This window comes from Mycobacterium xenopi (genome assembly GCF_009936235.1).
GTDB classification, from domain to species: domain Bacteria; phylum Actinomycetota; class Actinomycetes; order Mycobacteriales; family Mycobacteriaceae; genus Mycobacterium; species Mycobacterium xenopi.
The window spans coordinates 248,100-264,611 of the sequence record NZ_AP022314.1; the positions used below are offsets into that span (position 1 = coordinate 248,100).

General features: G+C 66.0%; 1 pseudogene. It reads left to right on the forward strand.

The features are described from left to right. The first annotated feature begins 84 nt into the window (after positions 1-84). Positions 85-16,493: pseudogene (locus tag MYXE_RS24110) on the forward strand (non-ribosomal peptide synthetase). Positions 16,494-16,512: the final 19 nt, after the last annotated feature.

Here is a 16,512-nt window from a genome sequence, read left to right on the forward strand (position 1 = left end):
CGTCTGGATGGGTGGGCGAATCGGGCGGTGTTGATCCGGCCGGCCTTGGCTGCGGTGTCGATTCCGGAGGTGTTTGCCGCGCGGGTGGCCCGCCACCCCGAGGCCGTGGCGCTGGTTTGCGGTGAGCAGTCGTGGACGTACCGTCAGCTGGACGAGGCGGCTAACCGGTTGGCGCACTTGCTGATTGGCCACGGCGCAGGCCCGGGGCAGCGGGTGGCGGTGTTGTTTTCCCGCTCGGTTGAGGCGGTTGTGGCGATTTTGGGGGTGCTGAAGACGGGGGCGGCGTATGTGCCGATCGACCCCGCGCATCCGCGGGCGCGCGTGCGGTTGCTGCTTGAGGATGCTGCGCCGGTGGCGGCGGTGACCACCGCGGAGTTGGCGGACCGGTTTGTGGGGTATGAGCTGCGGGTTATCGATGTTGCTGACCCGGCGGTGGCGGCTCAGCCCGACACCGACCTGCCGGTGCCGGCGGCCGATGATGTGGCGTATTTGATTTACACCTCGGGCACGACGGGGGTGCCTAAGGGGGTGGCGATCACGCATCGCAATGTGGTGCAGCTGTTGGGGTCGGTGGAGGCTGAGTTGCCGGCGGGGGCGGTGTGGTCGCAGTGGCATTCGTATGCGTTTGATGTGTCGGTGTGGGAGATCTGGGGTGCCCTGTTGCGCGGTGGCCGGCTGGTGGTGGTGCCCGACTCGGTGGTCCGCTCTCCCGAAGACTTCCATGCCTTGCTGGTTGCCGAGCAAGTCAGCGTATTGAGCCAGACCCCGTCGGCGTTCTATGCGCTGCAAACCGCCGACACGCAGCACCCGGAACTGAGCAAGCAGCTGAGCCTAGAGGCCGTCGTGTTCGCCGGGGAGGCGCTGGAACCGCAGCGTCTTCGGCCGTGGCTGGGCCACCATCCGAGAGCGCCACGGTTGATCAATATGTATGGCACCACCGAGACCACGGTGCACGCGTCATTCCGCGAGATCGTCGCCGCCGATGTGGACAGCGGCGGCAGCCCGGTGGGGGTGCCGCTGGCGCACCTCGCATTCTTCGTGCTGGATGGCTGGCTGCGTCCGGTGCCGGCGGGGGTGGTCGGTGAGTTGTATATCGCCGGCGCGGGCCTGGGGGCGGGGTATTGGCGGCGGGCGGGGTTGACCGCGTCACGGTTTGTGGCGTGCCCGTTCGGTGACCCGGGGCAGCGGATGTATCGGACCGGGGATTTGGTGTGTTGGGGCGCCGACGGGCAGTTGCAATACCTGGGCCGCGCCGATGAGCAGGTGAAGATCCGCGGGTATCGCATCGAGCTGGGCGAGGTGGAGGCGGCGTTGGCCGCGTTGGAGGGGTGGAGCAGGCGGTGGTGATCGCCCGCGAGGACCGTCCCGGTGATAGGCGCCTGGTGGGTTATGTGACCGGGGCCGTTGATCCGGCCGGGCTTCGCGAGCAGCTGGCCCAGCGGCTGCCGGGCTACATGATTCCGGCCGCGGTGGTGGTGGTGGAGGCGTTGCCGTTGACGGTCAACGGCAAACTCGACAAACGCGCGCTGCCGTTACCGGAATACGCCGACACCGACCGCTACCGCGCCCCGGCTACTCCCACCGAGGAGATTTTGGCCGGCATCTACGCCGAGGTGCTTGGGCTCGAGCGGGTCGGTGTCGATGACTCGTTTTTCGATTTGGGCGGGGACAGCATTTTGTCGATGCAGGTGGCCGCGCGCGCTCGTGCCGCTGGTGTGCTGTGTCGGCCGCGTGATGTGTTTGTTGAGCAGACCGTGGCCCGGCTGGCTGGGGTGGCCAAGGTGGCCGATGGTGTCCAGGGGCCGGTTGATGAGGGTGTGGGGTCAGTCGCGCCGACTCCGATCATGTGCTGGCTGGCCGGTATGGGGGGGCCGGTGGAGCAGTTCAGCCAGACGATGGTGCTGCAGGCTCCGGCGGGGGTTTCCGAGGCCGATGTGGTGGTGTTGGTGCAGGCGTTGGTGGATCGGCATGCCATGCTGCGGGCCCGCGTCGTTGATGATGGCGCTGGGGGTTGGGTGCTGGAGGTGCCCGAGGCCGGGTCGGTCGATGCGCTCGGGTGCCTGCACATCGTGGAGGTGTTGTCTGATGAGGCGCTGATAGAGGCGCGCTCGCGGCTGGATCCGGCAGCCGGGGTGATGCTGACCGCGCTGTGGGTGGCCTCGACGGGCCAGTTGGCGTTGCTCATCCACCATCTGGCTGTCGACGGGGTGTCGTGGCGGATTCTGTTGGATGACCTCAACACCGCCTGGGCTCAACGTTGCGCTGGCCAGGCTGTGGTGTTGCCGGTGTCGGGGACGTCGTTTGCCCGCTGGTCGGTGCTGTTGGCCGAGTACGCGCACCATCCCGATGTCGTGGCCCAGGCCGAGGTGTGGCGCCAAGTGGCGGCGGCGTCCCCAGTGCTGCCCGCGGTGCGCCCTGAGGTTGACACGTTTGCCACGGCTGGGCGCCTTTCGCAGGAGTTGGACGTCGAGACCACGCGGATGCTGCTCGGTGAGGTGCCGGCGGCGTTTCACGCCGGAGTGCACGAGATCTTGGTGATCGCGTTCGGGCTGGCGCTCGCTGAGTTTTTAGGCCACCACGGTGTGCCGATCGGGATCGATGTGGAGGGTCATGGCCGCCAGGAGGACCTGGCCCCCGATGTCGATCTGTCGCGCACGGTGGGCTGGTTTACCACCAAATACCCGGTGGCGTTGACGGTGACCCCGCCGGCGTGGGGGCAGGTCGTCGGCGGCGAGGCGACGCTGGGGGTGGTGGTCAAAGCCGTCAAAGAGCAGCTGGCCGGCCTGCCCGATGGTCTGACCTATGGTTTGCTGCGGTATTTGAACCCTGACGTTGACCTGGCCGGGGTCGACCCGCCGATCGGGTTCAACTATTTGGGGCGGCTGGGTGTGTCGACGGCCGAGAGCTCCGATGGGCTGTGGCGGGTCAGCGGGGACGCGTTGTCGTTGACCGCCGCCACCGTTTTGCCCCTGCCGCTGGCGCACACCCTGGATCTCAACGCGGGCACCGTCGACACCGACACCGGCCCGTGCCTGCACGCCCACTGGGCGTGGGCACCCTCAGTGTTTGATCGAACCCAGGTCAGCCGGCTTGCCCGGTTGTGGTTTGAGGCCTTGGCCGGTATTTGCGCGCTTGTGCGTGCCGGTGGTGGCGGGTTGACGCCGTCGGATGTGGCGCCGCCCGGCTGACCCAGCAGCAGATCGACCAGCTCGAGCAGCGCTACCGGATCGCTGACGTGCTGCCGTTGACGCCGCTGCAGCAGGGACTGCTGTTTCACGCCAGCACCGCACAGGGCGACGACGACCTGTATGTGTTGCAGTTGGAGCTTGCGGTGGCGGGCCCGCTTGACCCTGATCGGCTGCGCGCCGCCGTCCAGCTGGTGGTGAGCCGGCATCCGAACCTGGTGAGCCGAGTCTGCGACCAGTTCGACGAGCCGGTGCAGGTCATCCTGGCCGATCCCGCGCCGGGGTGGCGCTATGTCGAAGTCGATGGTGGCGGCGTCGATGAACAGATCGCGCGGCTGTGCGCGGCCGAGCGGGCCGCGGTGCGTGATCTGGCTGAGCAGCCGGCGTTTCGGGTCGCGCTGATTCGCATCGGCGACGAGCGGCACCGGATCGTGGTGACCGTCCACCACGTTGTGGCCGACGGGTGGTCGCTGCCGATCGTGGTGCAACAGATGTTCGCCGGCTACCAGGGGCAGCGGCTGCCCATACCCGCGCCTTATCGCGACTTTGTCGCCTGGCTGGCCGGTCGTGATCTTGATACTGCCCGCGCCGCGTGGCGTGAGGTGTTCGATGGTTTTGACACCCCGACGCTGGTGAGCCCGCCGGGCAGATCAGGACGGGGGCGCCGAGGCGTGGCATTGTTTCGGGTGCCGGCTGAGACCACCCGGGCGATCACTGCGTTGGCGCGCGCCAGTCATACCACCGTCAACACGGTGTTGCAGGCCGGGTTTGCGCAGTTGCTGATGCTGGTGACCGGCCATCAGGATGTCGCGTTTGGCACGACGGTGTCGGGCGGCCGCCGAGGTGGCTGGCGCCGAGGCGATGGTGGGTTTGTTGATCAACACGGTGCCGGTGCGCGCGCGCGTCACAGCGGCCACCACGACCAGCGGGCTGCTCGACCAGCTGCACGGCACCCACAACCACACCCTGGAGCACCAGCACCTGGCACTTGCCGAGATTCACCGGGTCAGTGGCCACGACCAGCTGTTTGACACCTTGTTCGTGTTCGAGAACTACCCCCTAGACACCGCCGCGTTAGCGAGCGGGGAGGGGTTGACCGTCACCGGGTTCACCAACCGCGAATACAACCACTATCCCCTTGCGGTGCAAGCCTTTCCCGGCAGTGAGCTGGGCCTGCGGGTGGAGTTCGACACTGATGTGTTCGACACCGCCAGCATCGAAACACTCGTCAAGCGGTTGCAGGCGGTGTGGGCTGCCATGGCCAGCGATCCGGGGCGGCGGCTCTCGTCGATCGATGTGTTGCAGCCTGCTGAGCTAGCCTGCCTCGATGAATGGGGCAACCAGGCCGTGTCGGCCCGGCCCGCCACCGCGACGGTATCGATTCCAGCAATGTTCACCGAACAAGTCGCGCGCACCCCCGACGCGGTGGCCGTGGTCTGTGGTGAGTGCTCGACGACCTACCGGGAACTCGACGAGACCGCCAACCGGTTGGCACACCTGCTGGCCGACCGTGGGGTGGGCCCGGGGCAGCGGGTGGCGCTGCTGTTTTCCCGGTCGGCCGAAGCGATCGCGGCGATCCTGGCGGTGCTCAAAACCGGCGCGGCTTATGTGCCGATCGACCCGGTGGTGCCTACGGCCCGGATCGAGTTCATGCTCGCCGACGCCACACCGATCGCGGCGATCACCACCACGGACCTGGCCGACCGGCTGCACGGCCGTGGTCTGCAGGTGATCGACGTCAACGACCCCTGCCTCCGGACCTATCCGCACACAGCTCCCCCGCCGCCGTCGCCTGATGACATCGCCTACCTGATCTACACCTCGGGCACCACCGGCGTCCCCAAAGGTGTGGCGATCACCCACCGCAACGTCGTCGAGCTGATGGCATCCCTGGACAACAGCCTGGAGCTGGACGGACAGGTGTGGTCACAGTGGCATTCGTTGGCCTTCGACGTCTCGGTGTGCGAGATCTGGGGTGCGCTGCTGCATGGGGGCCGGCTGGTGGTGGCGCCAGAGCAGGTGGCACGGTCTCCGGCTGAGTTGCACGATCTGCTGGTTGCTGAGCGGGTTGATGTGTTGTGTCAGACGCCGTCGGCGGCGGGGATGCTGTCGCCGCAGGGGCTGGAATCGGTGGCGTTGGTGGTCGCTGGTGAGGCCTGCCCGGTGGAGTTGGTGCAGCGTTGGGCGCCGGGGCGGGTGATGATCAACGCCTACGGGCCCACCGAAACCACCGTGTATGCCGCAATGAGTGCGCCATTGCGGGCCGGGTCAGATGCGCCGATTGGGTCGCCGGTGGCGGGGGCGGCGTTGTTTGTGCTCGACAGCTGGTTGCGCCCGGTGCCCCCTGGTGTGGTGGGGGAGTTGTATGTGGCTGGTCCTGCGGTGGGGGTGGGGTATTGGCGGCGGCCGGGGTTGACCGGGTCGCGGTTTGTGGCGTGCCCGTTTGGGGGGTTTGGGGCGCGCATGTATCGCACCGGGGATGTGGTGCGTTGGCGTGCCGATGGGCAGTTGGAGTATTTGGGCCGCGCTGATGAGCAGGTCAAGATCCGCGGGTATCGCATCGAGTTGGGTGAGATTCAGGCGGCGTTGAGCGCGCTGGAGGGGGTGGGGCAGGCGGCGGTGATTGCCCGCGAAGACCGTCCGGGGGATAAGCGCCTGGTGGGGTATGTCACCGGCAGTGTGGATCCGGGGTGGTTGCGGGCCAAGCTGCGTGAGCGGTTGCCGGAGTACATGGTGCCCGCGGCGGTGGTGGTGGTGGAGGCGTTGCCGTTGACGGTTAACGGCAAGTTGGATAAGCGGGCCCTGCCGGCACCGGAGTATGCCGATGCCGATCGTTATCGGGGCTCCGGCCGGGCCGACCGAGGAGTTGTTGGCCGGTATTTATGCCCGGATTCTTGGTGTGCCGCGGGTGGGGGCCGAGGATTCGTTTTTTGATTTGGGTGGCGATTCGTTGTCGGCGATGCGGTTGGTGGCCGCGGTCAATGAGGCGTTGGGTGCCGGGTTGTCGGTGCGGGCGGTGTTTGAGGCGCCCACGGTGGGGCAGTTGGCGGGCCGTGTCGGGGGTGAGGGTGCCGCCCGGTTGGCGCCGGTGCGGCCGGTGGCGCGCCCGGCGGTGGTGCCGTTGTCGTTTGCCCAGCAGCGGTTGTGGTTTTTAGAGCAGTTGCAGGGGCCGTCCCCGGTTTACAACATGGGGGTGGCGTTGCGGCTGTGTGGGCGGCTGGATGCGGCGGCGTTGGGGGCGGCGCTTTCTGATGTGGTGGCCCGCCATGAGAGCCTGCGCACGGTGTTTCCCGCGGTGGAGGGGACACCGCGGCAGGTGGTGGTGCCGGTTGAGCGCGCCGAGTTCGGTTGGCAGGTGGTCGATGCCAGCGGTTGGTCGCCGGCATCGTTGGGGCAGGCCGTTGAGGCCGCGGTGCGGTATTCGTTTGATTTGGCGGTCGAGATTCCGTTGCGGGCACGGCTTTTCCGGGTTGCCGAGGATGAGCATGTGCTGGTGGCGGTGGTGCATCATATCGCCGCTGATGGTTGGTCGATCACCCCGTTGGTGCGCGATTTAAGTGTTGCTTATGCCGCCCGTTGTGGGGGGCGGGCCCCGGGGTGGGATCCGTTGCCGGTGCAGTACGCCGATTACACGTTGTGGCAGCGCGAGCAGCTGGGTGAGCTTGATGATCCCGATAGTCTGATCGCCGCCCAGGTGGCGTTTTGGGAACACGAGCTGGCGGGGTTGCCCGAGCGGTTGGAGTTGCCCACCGATCGGCCGTATCCGCCGGTGGCCGATCATCGCGGGGCGCGGGTGCCCTTGGAGTGGCCGGCGCAGGTGCAGCAGCAGATTGCCCGGGTGGCCCGGGAGCACAACGCGACCAGTTTCATGGTGATGCAGGCCGCGTTGGCGGTGTTGTTGTCCAAGCTGGCCGCCAGTGCTGAGGTGGCGATCGGGTTTCCGATCGCGGGGCGGCGTGACCCGGTGCTGGATGAGTTGGTGGGGTTTTTCGTCAACACCTTGGTGTTGCGGGTGGATTTGGCCGGCAATCCCAGCATCGAGGAGGTGTTGGGCCAGGTGCGCGCGCGCAGCCTGGCCGCCTACGAGCACCAGGATGTGCCGTTTGAGTTGTTGGTGGAGCGGCTCAACCCCACCCGAAGCTTGGCCCATCACCCGCTGGTGCAGGTGATGTTGGCCTGGCAAAACAGCATCCCGGAGTTGGGTTTGGGGGAGGTGCAGGCCAGCCCGGTGCCGGTGGATACGCGTACCGCGCGCATGGATTTGGCGTTTTCCATCGAGGAGCGCTGGACCGAGCATGGGCAGCCGGCCGGGATTTGCGGGGTGGTGGAGTTTCGCACCGATGTGTTTGATGCGGCCAGCATTCAGATGTTGATCGGGCGCCTGCAGCGGGTGGTGGTGGCGATGACCGCCGACCCGAGGCGGGTGTTGTCCTCGGTTGAGGTGGTCGATGCCGCCGAGTTGGCGCGTTTGGGTGAGGTGGGTAACCGGGTGGTGTTGACCCGGCCGGCGCCGGTGCTGGTGTCGGTGCCGCGGTTGTTTGCCGGGCAGGTGGCCCGCGCCCCGGATGCGGTGGCGCTCAGCTGTGGTGGGCGATCGTGGAGTTACCGGCAGCTCGATGAGGCGTCGAACCGGTTGGCGCACTTGCTGATCGACTACGGGGCGGGTGCGGGGGCGTGTGTGGCGTTGTTGTTGCCGCGCTGCGCCGAGGCGATCATCGCGATCCTGGGGGTGTTAAAGAGCGGGGCGGCGTATCTGCCCATCGACCCCGCACACCCGGTCGAGCGCATCGGGTTCATGCTCGCCGACGCCGCCCCCCTCGCGGTGATCACCACCACCGGGCTCGCTGACCGGCTCGATGGCCACGATGTGGCGGTCATCGACATCAACGACCCCCGGATCAACACCCAACCCAACACCAACCTGCCCGGCCCGGCCCCCGATGACATCGCCTACCTGATCTACACCTCCGGCACCACCGGCGTCCCCAAAGGAGTCGCCGTCAGCCACCACAACGTCACCCAACTGTTGGGGTCGCTGGATGCGGGTCTGCCGGTGGCGGGGGTGTGGTCGCACAGTCATTCCCTGGCGTTCGACGTGTCGGTGTGGGAGATCTTCGGCGCGCTGCTGCGCGGCGGGCGGCTGGTGGTGGTGCCCGAAGCGATCGCGGGGTCGCCGCACGACTTTCACACCCTGCTGGTCGCCGAACGGGTCGGCGTGCTCACCCAAACCCCTTCGGCGGTCAGGGCACTGTCCCCGCAGGGGTTGGAGTCGACGGCGTTGGTGGTCGTTGGTGAGGCCTGTCCGGCCGAGGTGGTAAACCGTTGGGCGCCGGGGCGGGTGATGATCAACGCCTACGGCCCCACTGAAACCACGATGTGCGTGGCCATCAGTGAGCCATTGACGCCGGGATGGGCTGTGCCGATCGGCACGCCGGTTGCCGGCGCGGCGCTGTTTGTGCTCGACCGATGGCTGCGCCCGGTACCCGCTGGGGTCCTCGGCGAGTTGTATGTCGCCGGCACCGGGGTGGCGTATGGCTATGTACGCCGTGCCGCGTTGACGGCGTCGCGGTTTGTGGCCTGCCCGTTCGGCGGCCCCGGTGCGCGGATGTATCGGACCGGGGATTTGGTGCGCTGGGGCTCCGATGGGCAGCTGCAATACGTGGGCCGCGCCGATGAGCAGGTCAAAATCCGCGGGTATCGCATCGAACTCGGTGAAGTCCAGGCCACCCTGGCCGCAGTGGAGGGTGTGCAGCAGGCGGCGGTGATCGCCCGCGAGGACCGCCCCGGCGACAAGCGCCTGGTGGGCTATGTCACCGGAACCGCCGACCCCGCCGCGATCCGCGAGCAGCTGGCCGAGCGGTTGCCGGGCTACATGGTGCCGGCCGCGGTGGTGGTACTGGACGCGCTGCCGCTGACCATCAACGGCAAACTCGACACCCGCGCCCTGCCCGCCCCGCAATACACCGCCACCGACCACTACCAGGCCCCAACCAACCCCACCGAAGAAATCCTGGCCGGCATCTTCGCCGAGGTGCTGGGCTTGGAGCGGGTCGGCGTCGATGACTCCTTCTTCGACCTCGGCGGCGACAGCATCTCGTCGATGCAACTGGTGGCGCGCGCGCGTGCCGCGGGCCTGTTGGTGAGGCCGCGCGATGTTTTCGTCGAGCAAACGGTGGAACGCCTTGCCCGAGTGGCCGAAGTGGTCACCGATGACGCACAAGGCCCGGTCGACGAAGGCATCGGACCGGTGGCGCCGACTCCAATCATGCGATGGCTGCAACGTGTGGACGGCCCGGTTGCGCAGTTCAACCAGACCATGGTGGTGCAAGCTCCCGCCGGGGTCACCGACGTCGATTTGGTCGCGCTCTTGCAGGCGTTGCTGGATCGGCATGGCATGTTGCGGCTGCGCGTCGGCGAGGACTGGTCACTGATGGTTCCCGAGCCAGGTTCGGTGGACGCACGCGACTGCTTGCACGTAACGGATGCGTTGTCCGACGAAGCGCTGATGGCGGCGCGCGCTTCGCTGAACCCGGCCGACGGGGTAATGGTCAGCGCGCTGTGGGCAGCCGATACCGGCCAGTTGGCGTTAATCGTCCATCATCTGGCCGTCGACGGGGTGTCATGGCGAATCCTGTTGGAAGACCTCAACATCGCGTGGGCCCAGCACCGCAAGGGCCAACCGGTGGTGTTGCCGACGAGCGGGACGTCGTTCGCCCAGTGGGCGTCACTCCTTGCTGAACACGCCCGTGACGCAGCCGTGGTGGAGCAGGCCGACGCGTGGCGGCAGGTGGCCGCGACCCCACCTGCGCTGCCGGCAGTGGAACCCGACGTGGACACCTTCGCCACTGCCGGGCACTTATCGGCGGAGCTAGATATCGAGACCACCCGAATGCTGCTCGTCGAGGTGCCTGCCGCATTTCACGCAGGGGTGCATGACATCTTCTTGATCGGATTCGCGTTGGCGGTGGCGGAGTTTCTAGGCAACCGCAGCGCGCCGATCGGCATCGACGTCGAGGGCCATGGCCGCCACGAAGAGCTGGGCCCCGACGTCGACCTGTCCCACACAGTGGGCTGGTTTACCACCAAATACCCGGTTTCCCTGACGGTCGGTGACCTTGCCTGGGCGCAAGTGAGGGCCGGTGACACCGCGCTAGGCACACTGATCAAAAACGCCAAAGAGCAGCTTCGCGCCCTACCAAAGGGTTTGACCTACGGTTTGCTGCGGTACCTGAACCCGGATATCGATTTGACCGAATCCGACCCGCCGATTGGATTCAACTATCTGGGGCGCCTGTGTATGGCAACGGGCCAAGTCTCGGATGCGATGTGGCAAGTTAGCCAAGACGCACTGGCCGCAACCGGCGCGGCCACAGCGGTGCCCATGCCGCTGGCGCACACCCTTGAGCTAAATGTCGTCACCGTTGACACCGACACGGGCCCACAACTGCAGGCCAACTGGATGTGGGCACCTTCGAGGTTGGATCACGCGCAGGTCAGTCACCTGAGCGAGTTGTGGTTCGACGCGTTATGTGGCATTTGCGCGAATGTCGCGCGTGGCGGCGGCGGGTTGACACCGTCCGATATCGTTCCGGCGCGGCTTAACCAACAGCAGATCGATGAGTTGCAGAGTCAATACCGGATCGCCGACGTTTTGCCGTTAACCCCGTTGCAGCAGGGACTGCTCTTTCATGCGGGCGCCGCACAGGGCTGTGACGACGTCTACGCAGTGCAGCTCGATATCGCGTTGCAAGGACCGCTCAGCGCGCAGAAGTTGCATGAGGCGCTGCGTGGTGTGCTCAACCGCCATCCCAACCTGGCGGCTCGATTCTGCGACCAATTTGACAACCCGGTCCAACTAATCCCAGCTGATCCGGTAGCGGAGTGGCAGTATCTCGAGCTCGATGGTGTCACTGCCGATGAGCCCATTGAACAGTTCTGTGCCGCCGAGCGGGCCGCCGTATGCGATCTGACAAGCCACCCGGTCTTTCGGGCGGCATTGATTTGCACTGGGCCAGACCAGCACCGGTTCGTGCTTACCGCACACCACATCGTGGTCGACGGCTGGTCGCTACCGATCCTGTTGCACGAAATCTTTGCCGGTTACCACGGGCAGCGGCTGCCGGCGGCCACGCCGTATCGCCGTTTTATTGCCTGGCTGGCCGAGCGGGACCTCGATGCCGCTCGTTCAGCCTGGCGCGAGGTCCTGGCTGGTTTTGACACCCCAACTCTGGTGGGTCCACCGCAAAAGTATCGGTCCGGGCGACGAGGCATCACGTCGTATCGGATTCCGGAACAGACTACGCGAGCACTTTACGAGCTGGCGCGTTCGCACCACACGACGGTCAACACCGTGCTGCAGGCCGCCTGGGCGCAGCTGTTGGTGGGGCTAACCGGCCAGCATGATGTCGCCTTCGGGGTCGCGGTGTCAGGACGGCCCACCGAGGTGGCCGGGTCGGAATCGATGGTGGGCCTGTTGATGAACACAGTGCCGGCCCGCGCAATTATCACGACCTCAACAACCACTGCCGATCTGCTGCACCAGCTGCAATACGCCCATACCAAAACCCTTGAGCACCAACACCTCGCCCTCAGCGAGATCCAACGCATCACCGGGCATGACCAACTGTTCGACACGATGCTGGCGTTCGAAAACTATCCGGTTGACACCGGCACATTTTCTGGTGTCGATGGGCTGAGCATTACCGGCTTTGCTAGTTACGAGTCCACTGACTACCCGTTGACAATGCAAGCCATACCCGGTCAGGAACTGGGACTGCGCGTCGAGTACGCCAGCGATGTGTTTGACGCTGCGAGCGTTGAGGCGTTGGTGGGGCGGTTGCAGCGGGTGTTGGCGGTGATGACTGCTGAGCCTGCCCGGCGGTTGTCGGCGGTGGATGTGCTCGATGCCGGTGAGCATGCCCGGTTGGAGGAGTGGGGTAATCGGGTGGTGTTGACCCGGCCGGTGGTGCCGGTGTCGGTTCCGGAGTTGTTCGCCGCTCAAGTCGCGCGCTCACCGCAGGCGGTGGCGTTGTCTTGCGGGGATGTGTGCATGACTTACCGCGAGTTGGATGAGGCCGCTAATCGGTTGGCGCACTTGTTGGTTGGTTATGGGGCCGGCCCGGGCCAGTACGTGGGACTGCTGTTTCGCCGATCCGCTGAGGCGGTCGTGGCGATGGTGGCGGTGCTCAAAAGCGGTGCGGCGTATCTGGCGATAGACCCGGCGTTGCCGGATGCGCGCATCGATTTCATGCTCGCCGATGCCGGGCCGGTCGCGGTGCTCACCACCACCGGTCTGGCCGACCGGTTGGATGGCCATGAGGTAGCCGTCATCGACATTGACGACCCGGCCGTTGAAACGCAACCGGGTACTGCCCTGCCGGGCCCGGTTCCTGCGGACCTCGCCTACCTGATCTACACCTCGGGCACCACGGGGGCGCCCAAAGGGGTGGCCATCACCCACCACAACGTCACCCAACTATTCGACTCCCTTGATGTTGGTGTGGAGCTGGCGCCGACCCAGGTGTGGACGCAGTTTCATTCGTATGCGTTTGACTTTTCGGTGTGGGAGATTTGGGGTGCGTTGCTGCATGGTGGGCGGTTGGTGGTGGTGCCCGATTCGGTGGCCCGCTCCCCCGACGACTTCCATGACCTGCTGATCGGTGAACATGTCACGGTCCTGACCCAGACCCCTTCTGCAGCAGTGGCTTTGTCCCCTGAAGGTTTGGACTCGACAGCCATGGTGATCGGCGGTGAGGCTTGTCCGGCTGAGTTGGTGGAGCGTTGGGCGCCGGGTCGGGTGATGATCAACGTTTACGGTCCGACCGAAACAACAATGTGGGCGTCAAAGAGTGTGCCGCTCAAAGCAGGCGGGGGGGCCCCGCCGATCGGTTCGCCAGTGTCCGGTGCGGCTGTTTTCGTCCTGGATGGCTGGTTGCGGCCGGTGCCGGTGGGGGTGGTTGGTGAGTTGTATGTGGCCGGTCGTGGGGTCGGGTGTGGGTATTGGCGTCGGTCGGGGTTGACTGCGGCCCGGTTTGTGGCGTGTCCGTTTGGGGGGGTTGGGGCGCGGATGTATCGGACCGGGGATGTGGTGTGTTGGCGTGCCGATGGGCAGTTGGAGTATGTGGGCCGCGCTGATGAGCAGGTCAAGATCCGCGGGTATCGCATCGAGTTGGGGGAGATTCAGGCCGCGTTGGCTGGTTTGGATGGGGTGGATCAGGCGGTGGTGATCGCCCGTGAGGACCGCCCTGGCGATAAGCGCTTGGTCGGCTACATCACCGGCAGCGCTGATCCGGTTGAGGTTCGCCAAAAGCTGGCGCAGCGGTTGCCCGAGTACATGGTGCCCGTCGCGGTGGTGGTGATCGACGCGCTGCCGTTGACGATCAACGGCAAACTCGACACCCGGGCCTTGCCCGCTCCCGAATACAGCACGGGCAACTATCGTGCCCCGGCCACACCCACCGAGGAAATCTTGGCCGGCATCTACGCCCAAGTACTCGCACTGGAGCGGGTCAGCGTCGACGACTCCTTTTTCGATTTGGGTGGGGATTCGTTGGCGGTGATGCGCCTGGTTGCTGCGGTTAACAACAGTTTGGGCGCTGATCTTGCGGTGCGCACGGTGTTTGAGGCGCCCACGGTTGCCCAGTTGGCGCCGCGTATCGGTGCGGGTGGGGGTGGGCTTGCGCCGTTGCGGCCGGTGGAGCGCCCGGCGGTGGTGCCGTTGTCGTTTGCCCAGTCGCGGTTGTGGTTTTGGAGCAGTTGCAGGGGCCGTCTCCGGTTTACAACCTGGCGGTGGCGTTGCGGCTGGGCGGGGCACTTGATGCTGGCGCGTTGGGGGCGGCGTTGGGTGATGTGGTGGCCCGTCATGAGAGCTTGCGCACGGTGTTTCCTGCTGTTGACGGGGTTGCTCGGCAGGTGGTGGTTTCTGCGGAGTGGGCCGATATCGGTTGGCAGGTGGTTGATGTCGCTGGGTGGCCGCCGGGTCGGCTGCAAGAGTCGATCGAGCAGGCGGCGCATCATAGTTTCGACTTGGCTGCTGAGATTCCTTTGCGGGCAGGGCTTTTCCGTCTCGCTGACGACGAACATGTGCTGGTGGTTGTGGTTCACCACATCGCGGCTGATGGCTGGTCGATTACCCCGTTGGTGCGTGATCTGGGTCTGGCCTATGGTGCCCGGTGTGCGGGGCGGGTCCCTGATTGGGATCCGTTGCCGGTGCAGTACGCCGATTACACGTTGTGGCAGCGCGCCCAGTTCGGTGATCTCGATGACAGTCAGAGCCTGATTGCTGCGCAATTGGCTTATTGGGAGCAGGTTCTGGCGGGGATGCCCGAGCGGCTGGTGTTGCCCACCGATCGGCCGTATCCGCCGGTGGCCGGTCAGCGGGGTGGTCGGGTGGCCGTGGAGTGGCCGGCGCGGTTGCAGCAGCAGGTGGCGCGGGTGGCGCGTGAGCATAACGCGACCGGTTTCATGGTGGTGCAGGCTGCGTTGGCGGTGTTGTTGGGCAAGCTTGCCGCGAGTTCGGATGTGGCTGTTGGGTTTCCGATCGCTGGGCGGCGGGATCCGGCGTTGGATGAGTTGGTCGGGTTTTTCGTCAATACGTTGGTGCTGCGGGTGGATTTGGCCGGTGATCCCTGTGTGGCTGAGTTGTTGGCCCAGGTGCGGGCGCGCAGCCTGGCTGCTTTCGAGCATCAGGATGTGCCCTTTGAGGTGTTGGTGGAGCGGCTTAACCCGGCCCGGTCGTTGGCTCATCACCCGTTGGTGCAGGTGATGTTGGCTTGGCAGAACCTGCCTGGGCAGCTTGGTGATGGCCTGGCCGGGTTGGCGTTGGGTGATCTGCAGGTTGCTCAGATGCCAATCGACACCCACACCGCCCGCGTGGATTTGTCGTTTTCGTTGGCGGAGTGCTTCACCGAAGCCGGTGAGCCGGCGGGGATTTCCGGGATGGTGGAGTTTCGCAGCGATGTGTTTGACGCTGCGAGCGTTGAGGCGTTGGTGGGGCGGTTGCAGCGGGTGTTGGCGGTGATGACTGCTGAGCCTGCCCGGCGGTTGTCGGCGGTGGATGTGCTCGATGCCGGTGAGCATGCCCGGTTGGAGGAGTGGGGTAATCGGGTGGTGTTGACCCGGCCGGTGGTGCCGGTGTCGGTTCCGGAGTTGTTCGCCGCTCAAGTCGCGCGCTCACCGCAGGCGGTGGCGTTGTCTTGCGGGGATGTGTGCATGACTTACCGCGAGTTGGATGAGGCCGCTAATCGGTTGGCGCACTTGTTGGTTGGTTATGGGGCCGGCCCGGGCCAGTGTGTGGGGCTGCTGTTGGAACGCTCGATCCAGGCGGTCGTGGCGATGGTGGCGGTGCTCAAAAGCGGTGCGGCGTATCTGGCGATAGACCCGGCGTTGCCGGATGCGCGCATCGATTTCATGCTCGCCGATGCCGGGCCGGTCGCGGTGCTCACCACCACCGGTCTGGCCGACCGGTTGGATGGCCATGAGGTAGCCGTCATCGACATTGACGACCCGGCCGTTGAAACGCAACCGGGTACTGCCCTGCCGGGCCCGGTTCCTGCGGACCTCGCCTACCTGATCTACACCTCGGGCACCACGGGGGCGCCCAAAGGGGTGGCCATCACCCACCACAACCTGGCTCATCTAGCGGAGTCGTTGCCCCCACACCTGCCGGGGGCTCAGGTGTGGACGCAGTTTCATTCGTATGCGTTTGACTTTTCGGTGTGGGAGATTTGGGGTGCGTTGCTGCATGGTGGGCGGTTGGTGGTGGTGCCCGATTCGGTGGCCCGCTCCCCCGACGACTTCCATGACCTGCTGATCGGTGAACGGGTCAATGTGCTGACCCAGACCCCCTCGGCGGTGAGCGCGCTGTCGCCGCAGGGGTTGGAGTCGGTGGCGTTGCTGCTCGGCGGTGAGGCTTGTCCGGCTGAGTTGGTGGAGCGTTGGGCGCCGGGTCGGGTGATGATCAACGCCTATGGCCCGACCGAGGCCACGGTGTATGCGTCGATGAGTGCGCCACTGTCGGTCGGGACCGGCGTGGCACCGATCGGTTCGCCGGTGTCGACCACCGCGTTGTTCGTCCTGGATGGCTGGTTGCGGCCGGTGCCGGTGGGGGTGGTTGGTGAGTTGTATGTGGCCGGTCGTGGGGTCGGGTGTGGGTATTGGCGTCGGTCGGGGTTGACTGCGGCCCGGTTTGTGGCGTGTCCGTTTGGGGGGGTTGGGGCGCGGATGTATCGGACCGGGGATGTGGTGTGTTGGCGTGCCGATGGGCAGTTGGAGTATGTGGGCCGCGCTGATGAACCATCCCGGGTTTGATGCACACCTCGTTTCGTGT